Consider the following 20,652-nt stretch of genomic DNA (forward strand, 5'->3'; position numbering starts at 1 on the left):
GATGAAGCAAAAAAAACACATAACCTCATGCATCATGGCACACTTATCCGCTTGGTTGAATATATTTTCTCGGGCTTTGGGGCGGCAGGAAACAGCTATTTACCTTTTAGTGGAAACCATTTGTTTTATGAATGATTTTAATTAATTAATAATTATCATCAATATAAAATTGCGCTGGATCAACTTAATTAATTTTTTTAAGGAGGATTCTGTAACGGGGGAGTGTATTTTATAATAAAATGTAATTGATTTATTAATATGGATTGGTGATGTGAATGTTGCCCCGGCATCGCATAAAAGGAGAAGGGAATATGCAAAACAAACGCGAACGTAGCCCTGGCGGAATACTGGCCTTGTGGGTCTTTTATGCATTTTGCGGCTATTTCATCTGGACAGTGATGCACTATTTGTGGGTGATAGGCAAAGTCACTACTTTTCTGGACTCGCTGGCGGGAGACGATCCCTGTGTAATATCCAGTAAATTGTTGGGGGTGATGTTACGTTTTATGGCGTTAAGCGCAGTGGGGGCAATCCTTGCCAGTATTGCCTGGTACACCCGTCCGCGTGATGTGCCAGACCAGTAAATAATTGCTATTGTACGGCTTTTCACTATAGGGAAAGCGCTATGGAACTCGTGCAGTGGCAGCAACGTTTTGAAAACTGGCTGATGGCGCATCATGCCAGCGATGATACCGCGCATGATATTTCTCATTTTCGCCGGGTCTGGAATACCTCACAGCGGCTGATGAAAGACCAGCAGGTTGACGCTCTGGTCATTCTGACGGCCTGTTATTTTCACGATATTGTCAGCCTGCCGAAAAACCATCCGCAGCGGGGCCGCTCGTCGCAACTGGCCGCTGAAAAGACGGCCGCTATTCTGGACGAAGACTTTGCGGATTTCCCCAACCGGCTTTACGCTGCCGTTCAGCATGCGATTGAGGCGCACAGCTTCAGCGCCGGGATCCCGCCTCACACCCTGGAAGCGAAAATCGTGCAGGATGCCGACAGGCTGGAAGCCCTTGGCGCCATTGGTCTGGCGCGTGTGTTTGCCGTCTCCGGCGCGCTGGGCGTGCCCCTCTTCGATCCGGACGATCCCTTTGCCGATGGGCGCGAACTGAACGACCGCGCGTTTGCGCTGGACCATTTCCAGACCAAACTGCTGCGCCTGCCCCGGACGATGCAGACCGCGGCCGGACGCGAACTGGCGCGCCAGAGCGCCGATTTTCTGATCCAGTTTATGGCCCGTCTCAGCGCCGAGCTGCGCGGGGATTACGAAGGTACCGACAGCGGGGTATTACAGCGCTTCCGGGAGGGTCTGTAAGGCCTTTCTGTGTTACTCTGTTTACATCCTTTTTGGTCCGGTTAAATGTATGCAGGAAAATGTATCAGTGACGGAATCCGCGCCTTTGCTGGCAGTAAAATCAACGGCGTCCGTTCAGGCGTTATTGTGCCAACTGCTGGAAATTTACGATGCCAGAACCCTGGCCCATCTTCTGAATGCTCAGGGTGAGAGCCACTGGAGCCCGGCGATCCTCAAGCGGCTGGTGACCAGTGAGCGGGCAGGGCATCGTCTCAGCGACGGCGAATTTGGCATGCTGCAAAACCTGCTCCCGCGTCCTCCTGCCTGTCACCCTCACTATGCTTTCCGCTTCGTCGATCTCTTTGCCGGGATCGGTGGTATCCGCCATGGCTTCGAGGCGATTGGCGGGCAGTGCGTGTTTACCAGCGAATGGAACAAACACGCGGTGCGTACCTACAAGGCCAACTGGTATTGCGATCCTGACGCGCATCAGTTCAACGAAGATATTCGCGAAGTGACGCTCAGCCACCAGAGCGGCGTCACTGACGAAGAAGCGGCGCAGCACATTCGGGACAACATCCCCGAGCATGACGTGCTGCTGGCGGGCTTTCCATGTCAGCCGTTTTCCCTGGCGGGCGTGTCAAAGAAAAACGCGCTGGGCCGTGCGCACGGGTTTGCCTGCGACACTCAGGGGACGCTGTTCTTCGACGTGGTCCGCATTATTGACGCTCGCCGCCCGGCGATCTTCGTGCTGGAAAATGTCAAAAACCTGAAGAGCCATGACGGAGGCAAAACGTTCCGCATCATCATGCAGACCCTGGATGAGCTGGGGTATGACGTGGCGGATGCGGCGGACAGCGGCCCGGACGATCCGAAGATCGTCGATGGCAAACATTTTCTGCCCCAGCACCGGGAGCGCATCGTGCTGGTGGGCTTTCGACGGGATCTCAACCTGCGGGGCAACTTTACGCTGCGCGATCTCCCTGGACTGTGGCCGACCCGCCGCACGACGATTGCCGATCTACTCGAGCCGGTGGTGGACGCCAAATTCATTCTCACCCCGGTGCTGTGGAAGTATCTGTATCGCTATGCCAAAAAGCATCAGGCCAAGGGCAACGGCTTTGGCTTTGGGATGGTCGATCCCACCAATCCGCACAGCGTGGCCCGCACCCTGTCGGCACGCTATTACAAAGATGGCGCCGAGATCCTCATCGACCGTGGCTGGGATAAGGCCCTGGGCGAGCGCGACTTCGATGATGCCGAAAACCAGCGCCACCGTCCGCGCCGCCTGACGCCACGCGAATGCGCGCGCCTGATGGGCTTTGAAACTCCGCAGGGCTACAGCTTCCGCATTCCTGTATCGGACACCCAGGCCTATCGCCAGTTTGGTAACTCGGTGGTGGTTCCGGCGTTTGCCGCCGTGGCGCGTTTGCTGGAGTCGCGCATTCTGCAGGCAGTAGAACAACGCAAAACCGGGGCCGCGAATGGCGGACGTTCACAATAAGGCCACGCGCAGTAAAAACATGCGTGCCATCGGCACGCGGGATACGGCTATCGAGAAACGGCTGGCGGGTCTGCTCACGGAGGTCGGGTTTGAGTTTCGCGTGCAGGACGCCGCGCTTCCCGGACGACCTGATTTTGTTATCGATAGCGGCCAATGCGTGATCTTCACCCACGGCTGTTTCTGGCATCGCCACGACTGCTACCTGTTTAAAGTGCCCGCGACCCGCACCGATTTCTGGCTGGAAAAAATTGGCAAAAACGTGGCGCGCGACGCGCGGGATATCACGTTGTTGCAGGAGCAGGGCTGGCGGGTGCTGGTGGTGTGGGAGTGTGCGCTGCGCGGCCGAATGAAGCTGGATGACAGGGCGCTTATGGAGCGGCTGGAGGAGTGGATCTGCAGCGGCGGCAAAACCGCGCAGATCGACACTCAGGGCATTCGCCCGCTCAGGGTTTCTCCGCCTGACACGGCGTAACCACCGGTTTGGCCGGTAACAGATACTTGCCGAGGGTCACCAGCACCACCGCCATAATGATAATCCCCAGCGCCAGCCACTCTACGCTTGAGAGCGATTCCCCGCCAAGGCCGGTGCCCAGCAGGACCGCCACCACCGGGTTCACATAGGCATAGCTGGTGGCGACCGCCGGTGAGACGTTGCGGATCAGGAACATGTAGGCGTTAATCGCGATCACCGAGCCGAAAATCGCCAGATAGCCCACCGCCAGCCATCCCGACAGGTCGGGCAGGGCGGTCATTTTCTCTCCCGACAGCACGGACGCCGTCAGCAGGACGATCCCGGCGGTAACCATCTCTATGGCCCCGGCCATCATCCCGGTCGGCAACGCAATACGCGAGCCGTAGACCGAACCAAACGCCCAGCTCATCGAGCCAATCAGGATTAGCACCGCGCCCCACGGATTACCGCTCAGGTTGCCGCCGCTGTTGAGCAGAATAATGCCCGCCATGCCGATGGCGATCCCCAGCCACTCCAGCTTGCGCGTTTTGATGCCAAACAGACGACTAAAGCAGAGAGTGAACAGCGGCACGGTCGCCACGACGACCGCGGCGATCCCGGACGGCACGTTCTGATGTTCGGCGACGGTGACAAAGCCGTTACCCACCGCCAGCAGCAGGACGCCAATCAGGGCAGCATTGAGCAACGGACGCAGGGGCGGCAGCTTATTGCCACGCAGTAACAGAAACGCCAGCAGCAGCGCGCCCGCAGAGAGAAAGCGCACCCCCGCCATCATAAGTGGCGGCCAGCTCTCCACCCCGATGCGGATCACGAAGTAGGTAGAACCCCAGATGATATAGAGCGCGAACAGCGCGCCCGCTAATGGTAATACTTGCCTGAAACGCATACTCCCTCACGGCGTAATAAAAAGGTCGCATATAGTTAACGTGAAAACTATCACGCTGGCGAGTCCTTTAATTGTGTCGCAGATGTGAATAATTTGTTGACTTAATCGGGATGGTTTCGGGGTTCGCGGTTTTACTCCATACTGTTGTGGTAATTAACAAAAAAAAGGAACGTTATTTTGGCGGGAAGTAGCTTATTAACACTGCTCGATGATATCGCCACGCTGCTGGACGATATTTCACTGATGGGAAAACTGGCGGCGAAAAAGACCGCGGGCGTGCTGGGGGATGACTTATCCCTCAACGCTCAACAGGTCACGGGCGTGCGCGCCAACCGGGAGCTGCCGGTGGTCTGGGCCGTGGCGAAGGGATCCTTTATCAATAAGGTGATCCTGGTGCCGCTGGCGCTGCTGATCAGCGCCTTTATCCCCTGGGCCATTACGCCCCTGTTGATGATTGGCGGGGCGTTTCTCTGTTTTGAAGGGGCAGAGAAGATCCTCCACACTATCGCATCGCGTAAAGACAAGGAGAAGGAGAGCCCGGCCGCGCGGCAACAGCGTCTGGAAGCGCTGGCCGCCAAAGATCCTGTCGCTTTCGAGCGCGATAAAGTGAAGGGGGCTATCCGTACCGACTTTATTCTGTCGGCGGAAATTGTCGCCATTACCCTCGGGATCGTGGCGGATGCGCCGCTGCTGAATCAGGTGCTGGTGCTCTCCGGCATCGCCATTCTGGTGACCATCGGGGTTTACGGCCTGGTGGGGCTAATCGTCAAACTGGACGATATCGGCTACTGGCTGAGCGAGAAAACCAGCGCGCTGGCACAGGGGATCGGCAAGGCGCTGCTGGTGATTGCACCCTGGCTGATGAAGTCGTTATCGGTGATTGGCACCCTGGCGATGTTCCTGGTCGGCGGCGGGATTGTAGTACACGGTATTGCGCCGCTGCATCATGCCATTGAGCACCTCGCTGAGGCGCAAGGCGCTGTTATCGCGGCCATTTTACCGACGTTACTGAATCTGGTGCTGGGCTTTATCATTGGTCTTATCGTCGTAGCGGTAGTGAAAGTTGTCGAAAAAATGCGAGGTCGCTCACATTAATAGGCTGCAGCTATACCAGGCATAACTTCTATTCCTCGACTAAATTGATACAGTTTCACACTGATAAAGGAGGCGGTTATGGTCTTTCTGGTCAGCGATGAAGTTAAGCCTAAAAACGGCGGTCCACGTATGGTCGTCACCGGCTATGCAAGCGGAATGGTGGAGTGTCGCTGGTACGACGGTTACGGCATCAAGCAGGAAGCGTTTCGTGAAGATGAGCTTCAGCATGGTGACGGCACCCGGCGACAGGATATGGCTTAAGTCACGCTACGCCCGGCACTGCCGGGCGTTTTTGTTCGCTATAATCGCCAACAGCAGTAGCATTGCAAACCCGCCAGGCGTTAATGTCATGCGGATGGCAGAGTTGGCTTTCATGGAGAGTGTGTGGAGCACGATAACGTTTCAGGAAAAGACGCTTTTTCGGCGCGACACCGTTTTCATCCGGGCCGGGTTGTTAATATATGCTTTATTGCCGTCCTCATCTTCTCCACGCTGCTGACCTGGCGTGAGGCTGTGGTGCTGGAGGATGCCTACGCCGCCAGCCAGAAAAATCATCTGGAGACGGTGGTCAATTCACTGGATCGCCAGCTTGAATTCAGCGTTGAAAAACTGCTGTTCTTTCGCAACGGCATGCGCGACGCCCTTGAAACCCCGCTGGCCTCCACGGTGCTACACAATACTGTCTCCCATTTTAGAGATCTGCAGGGAAAACCCTTCTGGCAGCTGACGTTCGACGTGCGGCGCACCTTACCGCTAAACGGCGTTTCTGATGCCTTTGTGCGGCAAACCACCAGCCTGATACGCGACGAAGAACGGCTAGAAAGAGAGCTGAGTGCCGCCTTCGAAATGGGCTATTTGCTGCGAATCGACGCGCCTGCGGCACACGCAAAGCGCGTGGTCTATGTCTCCCGCGCCGGGTTTTACGTCTCGACGGAACCTGCAGACTGGGGCAATGACATTATCTCCCGCTATTACCAGCTGGTAACACGCCCGTGGTACACCGGCCAGTCGGAACGTGAGAACCGGACCCGCAGCGTGCGCTGGTTTACCCAGGGGGCGGAGGAGGGCACCGTCACCGTCAGCGTACCGGTCGATTATCAGCACTACTGGTACGGCGCGCTGGGAATAGACTTTACCCTTAACGGCCTCAAAAAATTGCTGCAGGATGCGGTAGACGGCAACGGTGAAGGGGAGTTCCAGCTCTACGACAACGGTTTTAACCTGCTCGTCACCTCAGAGAGCAATGCCGACGATGTGAACCATTTTGACGAGCGTGAGCGGGCGCAAATCGCCGCTGCGCTGGAAAAAGATACCGAAGGGGATCTCCGTCTGGGGAGCCGCTACGTCAACTGGCAGCATCTGGATCACTTCGGTGGCGTGGTGTTGCGCATCCATACCCTTAGGGAAGGGGCCAACGGCGATTTTGGCAGTATTACCATCGCCCTGGCGCTGCTGTGGCTGCTGTTCACCGGCATGCTGGTCGTTTCCTGGATTGTGATCCGCCGGATGGTCAGCAATATGTACCGCCTGCAGCACTCGCTCCAGTGGCAGGCCTGGCACGACCCCCTGACGCGCATCAATAACCGTGGTGCGCTGTTTGAGCGCGCGAAAGCGCTGGCGAAGCGTTGTGAACAGCAAAAGCAGCCTTACTCGGTGTTGCAGATGGATCTTGATCACTTCAAAAGCGTCAACGACTGGTTTGGTCACCAGGCGGGGGATAAAGTGCTGACCCATGCGGCCGGGTTGATCACCCGTACGATACGGGAGCGCGATGTCGCCGGTCGGGTTGGGGGAGAGGAGTTCTGCGTGGTGCTGCCGGACACCGGCCCGGTACAGGCGATGGTGATTGCCCAGCGCATTCGCGAGCGCATCAATCGCCGGGAGATCCTGGTGAAAAAGAGCCAGACGACCCGCGTCAGCGTGTCGATTGGCGTCAGCAGCGCGCAGGAAAGCGGGAATTACGATTTTGAACAGCTGCAGTCCATCGCCGACGCCCGTCTCTACGAGGCGAAGCAGCGAGGACGCAACCAGGTAGTGGGTCAGGACGAGAAGAAGTGATCCAGCCCTTCACGCCATCCGGCAGGACCGGGCTGGTGGGTATGGTAGACCCGCGCCGGGTCGTCGTTTTTTAGCGCCACGCCCTGGCGGTTAATGCCTTTGACCACCACGGCGTAATCGACGCTATCCAGCAGCGGGGCGTCGTTGGGGCCGTCCCCCAGGCCGAGGGTAGTGGGGAGCGCGCCTTCGCGCTGCAGGTACTGCTCGTTAAGCCAGTTAATCGCCTGGTCTTTGCCGCCGCGCTCATCCAGAACGTGCCAGAACCGCGCGCCCTGCACAAACTTCAGCCCCAGCCCGGCCAGCGCATCGTCAAAGGCGGCCATTCTCTCGTCGCTGTCGCGCCAGATAAGGGTCACCGAGGCTTCATGCAGCTTCGCCAGCGCCGCGCGCTCGCGGTTAAGCCCGGTCCACTCGCCAATCACCCGCTCATCCACATCATCAAAGGTAGTGAATTTATAACCCTCCCGGTCGCGCAGCTGGTTAATGACGTTAACGATGTCGGTATGGGCAGCGCCGGTGATTAACCGCGGGGCGTCAGGATGGTCGTTCCAGCGCACGTCCAGCTGGATCACCGCGCCGTTTTCGGCAATAAAGGGCAGGCCATCCAGGCCCAGGTCGCTCTGGATCTCCAGCATCTCCGCCGCGGTTTTACTGCTGCAGAGGATCACCGGGATCTGGTTGTCCCGTAACTTCTCCAGCCAGCCAAGCGCGGGCTGCCAGTCATAGGTGTGAATGTCCAGCAATGTGCCGTCCAGATCGCTATAAATGAGCAGCGGATCGTCAAGTGAAGGCATAGCATCTCCCGTAACTGATAAAGGCCTTTTATAGGATTTTTCTTAAAAGCAAATTCGCTAAAACGGTTTACGTCTGGAACCGATCCCGCGCACCCCGCGCCCCACGCGTGTTGTGGAACCATAACTAATATTTTAATTTCGCGCGGTAACTATAAATGTGAAGAATATTTCCTTGTCTTGCAAAAATTTTGCAGATAATGTTTACCCGACATCAGATTTCCTGGTGTAACGAATTTACAAGTGCTTCTTGCATAAGCAAGTTTGATCCCGGTCACCCCATGACCGGGATTTTTTTCGCCTCAGCGGTTCACTTCCGTTACGCTAAAATCATGAATATCCAGCTCGAAGGCCTCCGCCAGCTCGCGCCAGGTATGGTAATCCCTGTCGTTCACTCTGACCCGGGTAGGGTCATCCTCGATCCGCTTGACCTCGCTCTCGCTAATTTCATTGATTGCGGCGAGCAGGGCGTCAACGTCAACATTCACTTCCCGTTTTGCAGTCTCGCTGTACTCTTTTGCGGTCTTCATTCCTCACTCCTCATTTAACCGAACTCATCTGTAAGTATAGACCGCCGATAAAAGCGGCAATCGCGCGGCAACACGCTGCCAGTTTTCACGTTTTGTTCTACACTGGCTCAAAACCAGAGGAGGATTTTATGAACGTCAACGATCGGGTCACAGTTAAAACCGATGGCGGGCCGCGTCGCCCGGGTGTTGTACTGGCGGTTGAACAGTTTAATGAAGGCACGATGTATCTGGTCTCGCTGGAAGATTACCCGCTCGGGATCTGGTTCTTTAACGAGCTGGGCCACCCTGACGGTATCTTCGTTGAGAGCCAGGAGTAGCGTGGATGTCGGGTGGCGCGGGCTGGCCCGACCGGAATGAAAAATCTCTGGCATAGCCAGAGATCGGATTGCGTGTAAGAAAGGAGAAGGGGTTATCGCAGGTTAACGTAAATTCCGTTGGTCACATTATCTGTCAGACGAACGACATGATAGATCACTTGCTTATTATGCGTTTTTATCTTCCTTTTAATATTTCCCTTATGTGACGATACGGTTTTCGCCTTGATATTCATCTGGTCGGAAATCTGAATCGTTCCCTGTCCAGCCATCCACATTCGCAGCATGCTGGATTCAGTTCGGCTTAATGATAAAGTCGGAAAATTAAATTCTGCTACACTCTTTATCTCTTTGCTTAAATAATCCCCCACCAGTTCATCCAGTGATTCTGGTTTAATAGATTTTGAACTAATCAGAAGATTCTGACGAACCCGCAAATATTCATCGAAATGGATATTGGCTATCGCCATAAAAACAATAAACAGTGTGCCGGGATGTTGATTAATGATGTGCTTTATTTGCTGACTGTTGGCGGGGTCGTGAATGAAACAGTCCTCATTAATAAACACCACACCTGGCGTAAAGGCCTCGCATGCGGCGGCAAGTTCGTCAACGGTATGTACATCGTTGATGTCCTTTTTCTTTACCCCTCTGCTGGCCAGATACCCGGTTAACCCTAGCCGGGTGTAACTGCATAAATCCATAATGATCGTTGACATGGCATACCCTCACTCAATGCATAACGATAATTAACCACCTGCCTGAGAGCTCTATAACAGCCAAACGGGATGGAAAAAATAAATTACCTGTGAGCATTACAAGGACTTTCAGGCGAACTCACTATCCCGTAAAGTTACGTATAATTTGCCAGGAAACATCTTAAAGTAAAGTAAATGTTGAATTATGTGAGTAGCATTAAAACATTCAACCCGCATCAGATATATCCTGGCAGATGTTTCGCGTTCTTTATTTTAGGAATATCCTCAAAGAAACAATATAAAACACAGGGGTTATTATTTCGTCGGAAGTTCGCGCACGATATCGGCCAGCAAATTAAATACTTCACTGAATAAATGTTCGCAGAAAGGTGCAATAAGCGGCATGAGGAGGGAGATAAGCAGAATACCGATGGTCAGGGTAATCGGGAAACCAATGACAAACACCGAGAGCTGCGGCGCCATACGGTTCAGTAAGCCCAGCGACAGGTTGACTGCCAGCAGCAGGGTAATGAGCGGCAGCGCCAGCATCAGTCCGTTGAGGAAAATCAGCCCGGCCGCGCTGACCAGCGCCATGAAAGCGTTGCTGTTAACCGGATTGCCGCCAATGGGCAGCGTGTGGAAGGTATCCACCAGCATTGAAATCAGCCACAGATGGCCGTCAAAGGCCATAAACAGCAGCATCGCCAGCAGGTCGATGATACGGGCGAGGATGGGCATGTTCAGCCGGCTGCCCGGGTCAAAGAAGGTGGCGAACGACAGACCCATCTGCAGGCCAATCAGCTCCCCGGCCGTACGCACGGCGGCAAACGCGAACTGCATCGTAAAGCCGATGGCGACGCCAATCAGGATCTGCTGCAACCCCACCCACAGCGCCGGAGCGGAAAAAATGGGCACGTTTACCGGCGGCAGCGTCGGGGCGACAATAATAGTGATCAGGATTGCCAGACCGACCTTCACCCGCTTGGGAATGGCCCGTTCGCTCAGAATGGGCGCAGTGGAAATCAGCGCCAGAATGCGCAGCAGCGGCCAGAAGTAGAGGCCGAGCCACTCAAGCCATTGAACGCTGGTAACTTGCAGCATGACTAGCCGATGATGTAGGGCAGGTTGGTGAACAGGTTGCGCATGTAATCCAGCAGCAGGTTCAGCATCCAGGGCCCGGCGATAATGATCGCCACAAACACGGCGATGATTTTCGGGATAAACGACAGCGTCATCTCGTTAATCTGCGTGGCGGCCTGCAGGATACTGATGACAAGACCGGTGACCAGCGCCACCAGCAGCAGGGGAGCGGCAACGGAAATGGCGACCTTCATCGCTTCCGTGCCCATCATCATGACCGATTCTGGCGTCATTGCGCGCTCCTCAACTGTAGAAACTTTGCGCCAGCGAACCCACCAGCAGCTGCCAGCCGTCCACCAGAACAAACAGCATCAGCTTGAAGGGCAGGGCGATGGTGGCCGGTGGCACCATCATCATCCCGAGCGCCATCAGGACGCTGGCAATCACCAGGTCGATAATCAAAAACGGAATGAAGATCGTAAAGCCAATCTGGAATGCGGTTTTCAGCTCGCTGGTGACGTAGGCGGGCAGCAGAATGCGCATCGGCACCGCTTCCGGCCCCTGAATCGGCCCGGCGTTAGCCAGACGGGCAAACAGCGCCAGGTCGGCTTCACGGGTCTGACGCAGCATAAATTCACGCAGCGGCTGCGCCCCTTTTTCCAGCGCCTCCTGCATCGAGATCTTCTCTTCGCTAAACGGCTGATAGGCGTCGACATAAATCTTGTCGATCACCGGGGACATAATAAAAAAGGTCAAAAACAGCGACAGACCGAGCAGCACCTGGTTAGGCGGCGCGGAGGGCGTACCCAGCGCGTTTCGCAGCAGGCCGAAGACGATGATGATACGGGTGAAGCTGGTCATCATCAGCAGGATTGCCGGGATAAAGGTCAGGGAGGTGATAAACACCAGCGTCTGCACCGGCAGAGACCAGCTCTGGCCACCGTTGGCCATCGGCGTGGAGATAAGGCCTGGCAGCTGGGCATACACGGCGGGAGCAAACAGGCCAAGGCCTGCCAGCGTAAGGGACAACAAACGGCGCATCACGATCTCCCGGAACGCTTAAGCAAACTCTTCATCACGGACTGAAAATCCGGTTGAACCTCTGCGCGACTCTCCTCAGAGACCGGCGCAGGCGGCAATGTATGCAGAATAGTAATTTGTGAGGCGGTGACACCCAGCACCAGCCGGGCGTCTTCCACTTCCACGATCACCACCCGCTCACGCGGGCCCAGCGAGGTGCTGGCGGCGAGCTTCAACCCGCGGGCTCCGGCGGTTTTGCCCGCCAGACCCACGCGTTTTGCCAGCCACGCGACAATCAGAATAAAGGCAATGATCCCCAGCAGCGCGCCGCTAACCTGAAGCAGCGGCGAGCCTGGAACGGCAGAGGGTTGTGAGACGATTGCCTGGGTTTTCATACTTAACGGCTCAGACGACGCATACGTTCAGACGGGGTGATGATGTCGGTGATGCGCACGCCGTACTTGTCGGCGACAACCACCACTTCACCCTGGGCAATCAGGTAGCCGTTGATCAGAATATCCAGCGGCTCACCGGCCAGACCGTCCAGCGCCACCACTGAACCCTGCGTCAGGCGCAGCAGCTCTTTGATGGTCATCCGGGTACGGCCCAGCTCCACGGTCAGCTTGACCGGGATATCCATGATCAGATCGATATCCTGCAGCGTACCGCTGACGTCACCGCCGCCCAGCTGCTGGAATACCGCATCGGCAACGCTTTTGCTGGCCGGTGCCTGTTGTTCGTTTAACGCCTCAGCCCACAGATCGTCCAGTGCTCCGGTGTTGTCATCGGACGGATTGTTCATATCACTCATTTGGGCTGTTCCTCATTCAGAGAATTCAAAATCGGGTTGATCAGGTGCTCAACGCGTAACGCGTACTGATTGTTAACGGTGCCATACTGGCTGGTCAGCACGGGCACGCCATCCACATGCGCAATGATGCGGTCGGGTTTTTCTATCGGCAGAACATCGCCGGGTTTTAATTTTAAAATTTGCGACAAACGCAGCGGCACGTCGGCAAAGTTCGCCACCAGCTCCAGCTGGGAGTGCTGAACCTGGCGGACCAGGTTCTCACGCCAGTTCTGGTCTTCATGGCGGGAGTTTTCCAGCGGCGGGTTCACCAGCACTTCGCGCAGCGGCTCAATCATGCTGAACGGCAGGCAGATGTTGAACTCACCGGTCAGGTTGCCGATCTCCACGTGGAACGGGGTGTTGACCACGATGTCGTTTGGCGAGGTGGTGATGTTGGTGAACTTCACCTGCATCTCGGAACGCACATACTCCACGTCCAGCGGGTGGATCGCCTTCCACGCATCGCTGTAGCCCTCAAGGGCCAGCTTCAGCATGCGGTTGATGACGCGCTGTTCGGTGTGGGTGAACTCGCGCCCTTCCACTTTGGTCGGGAAACGTCCGTCGCCGCCAAACAGGTTATCCACGGCGATAAACACCAGGCTTGGCGAGAAGACGAACAGGCCTGTGCCGCGCAGCGGCTTCAGGTGGATCAGGTTGAGGTTCGTTGGCACCGGCAGGTTACGCGCGAACTCATGATACGGCTGAATGCGGATCGCGCCGACGGTGATATCCGGGCTACGGCGCAGCAGGTTAAACAGCCCCATACGGAACTGACGCGCGAAACGTTCGTTAATGATCTCCAGCGCCTGCAGACGCTCGCGCACCACGCGACGCTGGGTATTAGGATCGTAGGGGCGAATGTCGCTTTCGCCCGCCTGGCCCGCTTTTGGTTCGTCGGCCTTATCGCTGTCGCCGTTGAGCAGCGCATCGATTTCCGCCTGAGAAAGAATACTGTCGCCCATGTCGTTACCGCAGAATGAAAGCTGTATACAGAACGTCGGTGACTTCCTGCTTAGGTTGCCCGCTGATCAGAGGCGCGGCCAGCGTTTGCTTGATGGCTTCTACCAGCTTCTGTTTACCTTCATCGGTAGAGAGCTGGGCAGGATCCTGACGGGAAAACAGCAGCAGCAGACGGCTGCGCACTTCCGGCAGGTACTCACTCAGACGCGCGCGGGTGGCTTCGTCTTTCAGGCGCAGCGTAACGCCCACGTAAAACACGTGATCGGCGTCGCCCAGGTTAACGGTGAACGTATCCAGCGCGAAAAAGACCGGTGCAGCCGGCGGTGGTGGCTCTACTTTGGCTTCGGCTGAAGGGGCTTTATTCATACGCCAGTAGCTGTAACCTGCGGTGGCGCAGGCGGCGAGCGTAATTAACACCAGCAGCGGGATCCAGATGGAACGCTTACTTTTTTTGGTGATGGCGGAGTCAGTCATCTGTTGCGTGTTTCCTGTTTCGGAACTGCTAATGTGGTGATTATCCCGTGTCCCGTCGCCGTCAAAGGGTCGAAAAGACGGGGATAATCACGCTACCTCTGGCGTTTAGGTTTAGGCGAAGATATCGACAGCGCTGTTTCCACGTGCGGCAGACTGCAGGGAGGCAGGTACCGCCAGCAGCTCATCGTTCTCTTCATCAAATCCGCCGGCATTGCCGGAGCGGGATGCCTGCTGCTGATGCTGAGAAGAGGCCTGCTGTTGACCGTTAAAGTTTTCACTGCTGATGCTGCTTTGGGTCAGCTGAATGCCGTTCTCCGCCAGCTGGGTGCGCAGAACCGGCAGCGCCGCTTCCAGCGCCGCGCGAACGTGGCTATGGCCTGACACCATCTGCAGCTGCGCCTGGTTATCATCCAGCTTGAGGGTGATCTGCACCTGGCCAAGATCTTCCGGATGCAGACGCAGTTCGGCGCTCTGCTGGCCCTGACGGGTAAACAGCGTGATGTGCTGGCTGATGGTCTGCTGCCACTCGTTGCTGCCCAGCTGGGCGCTGACCACCGGTGCGGCGGCAAAGGTCCCCTGGACAGAGGTATGATTGCTGACAATCGGCCCCATCGTGGCGGTTGGCCCGGTCGGGGACGGAGTGCTCTCTGCCGCCTGTTTGTTGATGGTCGCGGCGACGGCTGGCGTCAGTTGGTTGTCGGCAACCAACGCATCTTTATCCTGAGCGACGGTTTTCGTGCTGCCCAGGGCATTGGTATCCAGGGCTGGCTGACGTCCGCGCTCGCTGGTGGCTGCCGCCTTCACGTCAAGGCTGGTGGCGCTGACCGGCTGAGGGGCCGCAGCGGTTGCGGTCTGCTGGTGGGGCAGCATTGCCATTAAGGCGCTTAAGCCCGCCAGCTCCTCTTCGCTGAGCTCGGTTTTACTGTCGGCCTCTTTCGCCGCCTGGGTCAGGCTCTTCAGCACGTCGCTTTTGGCTGCGGGCAGCAGGCCCTGCGTCAGCCCCGGCGGGGTGGCTTTTTCGTCGGTGAACGTCAGGTCCTGACGCGCCAGCAGTTCGGCCAGCTTACCGGCATCGGCGTCAACGTCGGCGTCAGCCGCACCGGCCTGCAGTGCCGCTTTCGCGAGCTTGCCGCCCGATGCCTGCAGATCGCTCAGCGTCAGGCCAGCTTCTTTGCCCTGGCCTTTTGCATCGCTTAACGCGCCCGCCAGCAGGGCAAGAAAATCCTGCGCGCCATCGGCCGCTTTTCCGCCCCGGACGCCAGCAGTAAGTTCGCTGTCGGTCGAGAGCAGTTGTTGAAGGGTGATCATTCCGGGGTCCTCATTGTTGCCCGCTGGGCAAATTCATCCATTTTTTTCTGATCGAGACGGTTTTCCGCCAGCATAGCGGCGGCAAGCTGGCGATCCTGCAGCGTCTGCCAGGCCTGTAGACGCTGTTTCTTTTCGCGCCAGACGTTCAACGCCCGGTCAACCTTTTCGGTCCACTGAAGTACCTGCTGGCGATGCTGTTCGATCGCTTTTTCCAGCGTCTGAATGAACTGTTGGTAGTTGATCCAGCGCTGGCTGCCGATGCCCTGCGTCATATCGGTATTGAGGTTATTGCGATACTCATGCTGGTAGTCGATCAACATCTTCAGCTGCTCTTCCGCCTGCTGGTAACCGCGGCGCATCGCGCCCAGCTGCTGTGCGGCAGTATCAACGTCTTTTTCGGCCAGATCTTTCAGCGTGGTTAATGCGCCGTGTTGTGCCATGACATTCGCCCTCTACCTGGTTACGCCTGCGGGAAGATCATCTCCAGAGCCTGGATTGAGCTTTCCCAGTCGGCTTTTTCAAAAATACCCTGCTGCAGATACGCCTCCAGATGCGGCCACAGGGCAATCGCCTTGTCGAGCATCGGGTCGCTGCCTTTGGCATAGGCCCCGACGCTGACCAGATCGCGGTTGCGCTGGAAGCTGGAGAGCAGCTGCTTGAAGTTACGCACCCGGGCGTAATGCTTCTCGGTGATCAGAGCCGTCATCGCACGGCTGATCGAGGCTTCAATATCAATCGCCGGGTAGTGGCCCGCTTCGGCCAGGCGGCGCGACAGCACGATATGGCCGTCGAGGATCGCACGCGCCGAGTCGGCAATCGGATCCTGCTGGTCATCGCCTTCGGTCAGAACCGTGTAAAACGCGGTAATCGAGCCCCCGCCGCTGATGCCGTTACCCGCGCGCTCGACCAGCGCCGGTAATTTGGCAAACACCGACGGCGGATAACCTTTGGTGGCCGGCGGTTCGCCGATCGCCAGGGCGATCTCACGCTGGGCCATCGCATAACGGGTCAGGGAGTCCATGATCAGCAGCACGTGCTGACCCCGGTCGCGGAAATCTTCGGCGATGCGGGTGGCATAGGCGGCGCCCTGCATACGCAGCAGGGGAGAGACGTCCGCCGGGGCGGCAATCACTACCGAGCGGGCACGCCCTTCGGGGCCGAGGATGTTCTCGATAAAATCTTTCACTTCACGGCCACGCTCGCCAATCAGCCCAACCACGATAACGTCGGCCTGGGTATAGCGAGCCATCATCCCGAGCAGCACCGATTTGCCGACGCCGGAACCGGCAAACAGGCCCATACGCTGGCCGCGACCGACGGTCAGCAGGGCGTTGATCGGGCGCACGCCGGTATCCAGCACATGCTCGATCGGCGTTCGTTGTAACGGATTGAAGGGCTGGGTTACCAGCGCGCCGGTTTCGGTGGTATCGGGCGCGGGCAGGCCGTCCAGCGGCTTACCGCCGCCGTCCAGCACGCGTCCGAGCAGCGCCGGGCCGAGCGGCAGTTGTTTGCCGCTGTGCAGTCCGTCGCCGGATAAATTTTTGGCATACACCCGCGCGCCGGGCAGAACCCCTTCGACCTCTTCCAGCGGCATCAGGAACAGGCGCTGGCCGTTAAAGCCGACCACTTCGCTCTCGACTTCGCGGATCTCGTTCCCGTCTGGCCGCTCAATAATGCAGGTGGCCCCCAACGGCAGCTGAAGGCCCGTGGCTTCCAGCACCAGGCCGGTGGCGCGGGTTAAGCGGCCATAGCGACGCACGGCGGGCAGCTGCGCCATCTTCGTTTCAAAGTTGTCGAGGGTGTTGAGCCAGCGGGTGAGGCGTGCGGTCATCAGATGACTCCCGGGGCCGCCAGGCGGCACAGTTCCTGCCAGCGGGTGGCTACGCTGGCATCCAGATCCCCTTCATCGGCGGAGACTTTACATCCGCCGTGATGCAGGGTCGGATCGCCGCGCAGACGCCAGCCGTGCAGGCTCAGGGTCGCGCCGAGCATCTCTTCCACGCGCTGAAGATCGTCCGGGTGAACGCGCAGCTGCGGTTTGCCGCTGAACAGCGGCTCCTGTTGCAACAGCCCCTGAATCTGTTTGATGAGCGACGAATTATCTACCGGCGGCGTGTGGCCGATCACCTGGCGTGCCGCCTCCAGCGCCATCTGCATCAGACGCGAGGCGATAACGCTGTCCAGCGCATCAAGCGTGTTCTGGAACTCGCTCACCAGCTGCTGCATGCGGGCATGGATCGGCGCCTGCTGCGAGCGCGCCTGCTCTAACCCCTGCGCCAGGCCCTGAGCCAGACCTTCCTGATAGCCCTGATCCTGACCTTTCTGCCGGCCTTCGTTCAGCCCGGCAGCATAGCCCTGATCGTGCGCCTGCATCTGGATCTGTGCCAGCTGCTGCGCGCGCTGCTCCTCTTCGCTTAATTCGGGCGCGTCGTCGTCCTCGCCGGGTTCGGCAGGGGCGACGCTCGCGAGCACAAATTCCGCGCGGGGAGGGGAGAGGTCATCCGGCGTCCAGACCTTCCACGGCAGTTCATCAGACATAGGTATCCTCGCCGCTGCCTACCACCATCTCGCCGGTTTCGGCCAGACGACGCACAATAAGCAGGATTGCTTTCTGTTCGTTTTCCACCTGAGACAGACGCACCGGACCACGGTTGGCAAGGTCGTCGCGCAGGATATCCGCCGCACGCTGGGACATATTGCGCAGGAACTTCTCGCGCAGCGGCTGTTCGGCACCTTTGAGGGCGATAAGCAGCGATTCGGAGTCCACTTCCTGCAGCAGGCGCTGGATACTGCGGTCGTCCACGTCGACCAGGTTTTCGAACAGGAACATCTCGTCGATAATTTTCTGCGCCAGTTCGCCGTCGAACTCGCGTACTGCAGTAATAACCGCCTCTTCCTGCTGCGTTTTCATCAGGTTGATAATTTCGGCCGCCGTTCTCACGCCGCCCATTTTGCTGCGCTTGAGGTTCTGGCCGTCGAGCAGGCCGTTCAGCACCTCGGTCAGCTCCGCCAGCGCCGCCGGCTGGACGCCGCCGAAGGTGGCGATACGCAGCATCACATCGTGACGCAGGCGTTCGTCGAACAGCGCCAGAATATCGGCCGCCTGACCCCGCTTGAGGTGAACCAGGATGGTGGCGATGATCTGCGGATGCTCGTCGCGAATAAGATCGGCAGCGGTTTGCGGCTCCATAAAGTTGAGCGTTTCGATGCCGCTGGCGGTGTCGCGGGTCTCGAGAATATCTTCCAGCAGGCTGGCCGCGCGCTCTTCGCCGAGCGCTTTGACCAGCACCGAACGCAGGTATTCGTTGGCGTTGACGTTGAGCGCCGCGAACTGTTCCGCTTCCTGCTCAAACTCTGCCAGCACCTCGGTCAGCTGTTTGTTGGAGATCTGACGCACGTTGGCCATCGCCGCGCTGAGAACCTGTACTTCGCGCTGGGAGAGGTGTTTGAACACCTCTGCCGCCCGGTCCTCGCCAATGGTCATCAGCAGGATGACGCTTTTATCCGTTCCGGTAAGGTTACTCATTTTCTGTACTCATCCACTGGCGAATGACCAGCGCCACGACGCGCGGATCGTTATCTGACATTTCGCGAATACGCTGGCTCATCACTTCAGCGCCCATGCGCTGGTTAGCACGGCGCTGCTGCATCTGTTCGTCTTTGCTGAGGCGGACTTCCACCGCTTCTTCTGTTTCCTGACGCAGCATGGTCTGCTCTTTCAGCGCTTTCGCTTCCTCTGCGCGACGGACGATCTGCGGACGTACCGCTTTACGCCACAGCAGCCAGGCGACAATCACCACCAGCAGCCAGCGACCGGCTTCCAGCATCTGCTCGATAAACGACTGGGTTTTCCAGAACGGCAGCTCGCCACTGGTATCGTCAACCGCGCTGAACGGCGAGTTCACGACGTTTAAGGTATCGCCACGCTTCTCGGAGTAACCCATGGCTTCACGGGTCAGGTTTTCGATCTGTTTCATCTGCTCGGCGGTCAGCGGCAGCGGCTTACCGTCCGGCAGGGTTTTGTAGTTAACGACCACCGCCACGGAGAGACGCTGCACATCGCCGGTGTTCATTTTGGTGTGGCGAATGGTGCGATCGACTTCGTAGTTAGTGGTTTCGTTGCGGCTGCTGGTGCGCGGGCCGGAATTCGCGGCCGACGCCGTTTGCTGCTGCTGTTGGTTCGCCTGTTGGCCGTTCTGCTGGTTCTGTGCCGGGGCGTTAATGGGCGCGGTGTTGGCCGGGGCAGGCTGGTTAGAGAGCGCGCCCGGCACGCCGCCAGGATTTGGCCCGCCGACCTGCAGGTTTTCATTCACCTGACGCGAGCGCATGACCGCCTGGGCGGCATCGCCGTTCGGACGATATTGCTCTTCGGTCTGCTCTTTATCGGAGAAATCGATCTGCGCGGTGACCTGGGCATGCACGTTAGCTGTCCCGACAATCGGGCCCAGAATCGCTTCGATGCGGCTCTGAACGCGATTTTCCACGTCAGTGGCATATTTCAGCTGCGCGTCATTCAGATCGCGATCGCCGTTATTGGATTTGGTTAACAGGCGGCCCATCTGATCCACCAGGGTCACGTTACCCGGCGGTAAACCCGCCACGGCGCTGGAGACCAGATGCACCACCGCGCTAATCTGCCCTTCATCAAGCGCGCGGCCAGGCTGCAGATTAACGGTGACGGAAGCCGACGGGGCTTTTTGTTCACGCACAAACAGCGTCGGTTTTGGCATGGCCAGGTGAACACGGGCGCTCTTCAGCGGGCCCAGCGTTTCGATGGTGCGGGCCAGTTCGCCTTCCAGCGCGCGCTGGTAGTTAACCTGCTCGCTGAACTGGCTGATACCGAATTTTTCCTGATCCAGCAGCTCAAAGCCTACCGCGCCGCCTTTCGGCAGCCCTTGCTGGGCAAGACGTAAGCGGAGTTCATGAACTTTATCGGCAGGGACTTCCAGCGCGCCGCCATTATCCGCGAAGCGGTAAGGGACGTTCATCTGGGTTAACTGGGTGACGATAGCGCCGCCATCCTGGTCAGAGAGGTTGCTGAACAGGGTGCGGTAGTCAGGTTGTTTGGCCCATAAGACCATAGCGACCACAATAGCGATGGCGGCAGCACCTGCCACGATCAATGGCACTTTAGGGTTCGCGCGCAGGCGGCTCATCCATTCGAGAGATTTAGTTTGAGGGCCTGATGTTGCTGACGCAGTCATAGCGCACCTCGTGACTCATCGTGGATTTCATTATTGGTGTGGAGAAACAAAACAGACTCCCGGGTCGGCAAACACAACAAAAATTCCATAATCATGGCCGTGCCATTA

General features: G+C 57.6%; 25 protein-coding genes. 8 read left to right on the forward strand and 17 right to left on the reverse strand.

Going from position 1 to position 20,652, the window contains the following annotated elements; genetic code table 11:
* The first annotated feature begins 311 nt into the window (after positions 1-311).
* Genes drpB through FFB58_RS11980 form a run of 4 tightly spaced genes read left to right on the forward strand, consistent with a single transcriptional unit; the run spans position 312 to position 3,276 of the window.
* Positions 312-584: a cell division protein DrpB gene (drpB, locus tag FFB58_RS11965; protein WP_039032537.1), complete on the forward strand. Its 273-nt coding sequence runs from the start codon at positions 312-314 to the stop codon at positions 582-584.
* Positions 585-625: 41 nt separating this feature from the next.
* Positions 626-1,321, forward strand: a complete 696-nt coding sequence (locus FFB58_RS11970; RefSeq protein WP_138369988.1) for a phosphohydrolase — start codon at positions 626-628, stop codon at positions 1,319-1,321.
* A 49-nt stretch (positions 1,322-1,370) separates the two neighbouring features.
* Positions 1,371-2,804, forward strand: coding sequence for a DNA cytosine methyltransferase (locus FFB58_RS11975; protein ID WP_171029957.1), 1,434 nt, complete (start codon positions 1,371-1,373; stop codon positions 2,802-2,804).
* Positions 2,785-3,276, forward strand: coding sequence for a very short patch repair endonuclease (locus FFB58_RS11980; RefSeq protein ID WP_138369989.1), 492 nt, complete (start codon positions 2,785-2,787; stop codon positions 3,274-3,276). Before FFB58_RS11975 ends, FFB58_RS11980 begins: the two co-directional genes overlap by 20 nt.
* Here FFB58_RS11980 and yedA read toward each other — a convergent pair.
* On the reverse strand, positions 3,248-4,162 hold the full coding sequence (gene yedA, locus FFB58_RS11985) for a drug/metabolite exporter YedA (protein WP_138369990.1): 915 nt from the start codon (positions 4,160-4,162) through the stop codon (positions 3,248-3,250). The two genes, FFB58_RS11980 and yedA, sit on opposite strands and share 29 nt — an antisense overlap.
* A gap of 177 nt (positions 4,163-4,339) precedes the next feature.
* On the opposite strand from yedA, the gene FFB58_RS11990 reads away from it, so the two are divergent.
* The 3 genes from FFB58_RS11990 to dgcQ all read left to right on the forward strand — a co-directional run bounded on the left by FFB58_RS11990 (position 4,340) and on the right by dgcQ (position 7,315).
* Positions 4,340-5,257 carry a DUF808 domain-containing protein gene (locus FFB58_RS11990; RefSeq protein WP_138369991.1) on the forward strand — a complete coding sequence of 306 codons (918 nt, stop codon included), beginning with the start codon at positions 4,340-4,342 and terminating at the stop codon, positions 5,255-5,257.
* Positions 5,258-5,335: 78 nt separating this feature from the next.
* The gene (locus FFB58_RS11995; protein ID WP_039032543.1) at positions 5,336-5,518 is read left to right on the forward strand and encodes a DUF2158 domain-containing protein; all 183 of its coding nucleotides are present in this window, start codon (positions 5,336-5,338) and stop codon (positions 5,516-5,518) included.
* A gap of 123 nt (positions 5,519-5,641) precedes the next feature.
* Positions 5,642-7,315: a cellulose biosynthesis regulator diguanylate cyclase DgcQ gene (gene dgcQ, locus FFB58_RS12000; RefSeq protein WP_138369992.1), complete on the forward strand. Its 1,674-nt coding sequence runs from the start codon at positions 5,642-5,644 to the stop codon at positions 7,313-7,315.
* On the opposite strand, the gene FFB58_RS12005 is transcribed toward dgcQ, so the two are convergent.
* Both FFB58_RS12005 and yodD read right to left on the reverse strand, forming a co-directional pair.
* Positions 7,297-8,109 carry a mannosyl-3-phosphoglycerate phosphatase-related protein gene (locus FFB58_RS12005; RefSeq protein WP_138369993.1) on the reverse strand — a complete coding sequence of 271 codons (813 nt, stop codon included), beginning with the start codon at positions 8,107-8,109 and terminating at the stop codon, positions 7,297-7,299. The two genes, dgcQ and FFB58_RS12005, sit on opposite strands and share 19 nt — an antisense overlap.
* Before the next feature lie 299 nt (positions 8,110-8,408).
* The gene (gene yodD / locus FFB58_RS12010; RefSeq protein WP_039032546.1) at positions 8,409-8,636 is read right to left on the reverse strand and encodes a YodD family peroxide/acid resistance protein; all 228 of its coding nucleotides are present in this window, start codon (positions 8,634-8,636) and stop codon (positions 8,409-8,411) included.
* Between the two features lie 128 nt (positions 8,637-8,764).
* Between yodD and dsrB the strand changes: the two genes are divergently transcribed.
* A complete protein-coding gene (gene dsrB / locus FFB58_RS12015) occupies positions 8,765-8,953 on the forward strand; it encodes a protein DsrB (RefSeq protein WP_039032547.1) in 189 nt (62 codons plus the stop codon).
* Between the two features lie 92 nt (positions 8,954-9,045).
* Here dsrB and rcsA read toward each other — a convergent pair whose 3' ends face one another.
* The 14 genes from rcsA to fliF form a co-directional block, all read right to left on the reverse strand.
* Positions 9,046-9,669, reverse strand: coding sequence for a transcriptional regulator RcsA (gene rcsA, locus FFB58_RS12020; protein ID WP_039032548.1), 624 nt, complete (start codon positions 9,667-9,669; stop codon positions 9,046-9,048).
* A gap of 294 nt (positions 9,670-9,963) precedes the next feature.
* Entirely contained in the window at positions 9,964-10,749 is a 786-nt protein-coding gene (fliR, locus tag FFB58_RS12025; RefSeq protein ID WP_039032549.1) for a flagellar biosynthetic protein FliR, read from the reverse strand.
* Positions 10,750-10,751: 2 nt separating this feature from the next.
* Entirely contained in the window at positions 10,752-11,021 is a 270-nt protein-coding gene (gene fliQ / locus FFB58_RS12030; protein ID WP_039032550.1) for a flagellar biosynthesis protein FliQ, read from the reverse strand.
* Positions 11,022-11,031: 10 nt separating this feature from the next.
* A complete protein-coding gene (gene fliP, locus FFB58_RS12035; protein WP_039032551.1) occupies positions 11,032-11,769 on the reverse strand; it encodes a flagellar type III secretion system pore protein FliP in 738 nt (245 codons plus the stop codon).
* The gene (gene fliO / locus FFB58_RS12040; protein ID WP_039032552.1) at positions 11,769-12,143 is read right to left on the reverse strand and encodes a flagellar biosynthetic protein FliO; all 375 of its coding nucleotides are present in this window, start codon (positions 12,141-12,143) and stop codon (positions 11,769-11,771) included. Before fliO ends, fliP begins: the two co-directional genes overlap by 1 nt.
* A gap of 2 nt (positions 12,144-12,145) precedes the next feature.
* A complete protein-coding gene (gene fliN / locus FFB58_RS12045) occupies positions 12,146-12,559 on the reverse strand; it encodes a flagellar motor switch protein FliN (protein ID WP_039032553.1) in 414 nt (137 codons plus the stop codon).
* A complete protein-coding gene (gene fliM / locus FFB58_RS12050) occupies positions 12,556-13,560 on the reverse strand; it encodes a flagellar motor switch protein FliM (RefSeq protein ID WP_039032554.1) in 1,005 nt (334 codons plus the stop codon). The genes fliN and fliM overlap by 4 nt, the downstream gene beginning before the upstream one ends.
* A 4-nt stretch (positions 13,561-13,564) precedes the next feature.
* Entirely contained in the window at positions 13,565-14,032 is a 468-nt protein-coding gene (fliL, locus tag FFB58_RS12055) for a flagellar basal body-associated protein FliL (protein WP_039032555.1), read from the reverse strand.
* A gap of 111 nt (positions 14,033-14,143) precedes the next feature.
* Positions 14,144-15,340 carry a flagellar hook length control protein FliK gene (gene fliK / locus FFB58_RS12060; protein WP_138369994.1) on the reverse strand — a complete coding sequence of 399 codons (1,197 nt, stop codon included), beginning with the start codon at positions 15,338-15,340 and terminating at the stop codon, positions 14,144-14,146.
* On the reverse strand, positions 15,337-15,780 hold the full coding sequence (gene fliJ / locus FFB58_RS12065) for a flagellar export protein FliJ (protein ID WP_039032557.1): 444 nt from the start codon (positions 15,778-15,780) through the stop codon (positions 15,337-15,339). Before fliJ ends, fliK begins: the two co-directional genes overlap by 4 nt.
* Before the next feature lie 20 nt (positions 15,781-15,800).
* A complete protein-coding gene (fliI, locus tag FFB58_RS12070; RefSeq protein WP_039032558.1) occupies positions 15,801-17,171 on the reverse strand; it encodes a flagellar protein export ATPase FliI in 1,371 nt (456 codons plus the stop codon).
* The gene (fliH, locus tag FFB58_RS12075; protein ID WP_138369995.1) at positions 17,171-17,878 is read right to left on the reverse strand and encodes a flagellar assembly protein FliH; all 708 of its coding nucleotides are present in this window, start codon (positions 17,876-17,878) and stop codon (positions 17,171-17,173) included. Before fliH ends, fliI begins: the two co-directional genes overlap by 1 nt.
* The gene (fliG, locus tag FFB58_RS12080; protein WP_039032560.1) at positions 17,871-18,866 is read right to left on the reverse strand and encodes a flagellar motor switch protein FliG; all 996 of its coding nucleotides are present in this window, start codon (positions 18,864-18,866) and stop codon (positions 17,871-17,873) included. The genes fliH and fliG overlap by 8 nt, the downstream gene beginning before the upstream one ends.
* Positions 18,859-20,544, reverse strand: coding sequence for a flagellar basal-body MS-ring/collar protein FliF (gene fliF, locus FFB58_RS12085; RefSeq protein WP_039032561.1), 1,686 nt, complete (start codon positions 20,542-20,544; stop codon positions 18,859-18,861). The genes fliG and fliF overlap by 8 nt, the downstream gene beginning before the upstream one ends.
* Between the last annotated feature and the right edge of the window lie 108 nt (positions 20,545-20,652).

The sequence above is a fragment of the Enterobacter sp. MF024 genome (assembly GCF_005843915.1).
In the GTDB taxonomy this organism is placed as follows: domain Bacteria; phylum Pseudomonadota; class Gammaproteobacteria; order Enterobacterales; family Enterobacteriaceae; genus Enterobacter; species Enterobacter barmai.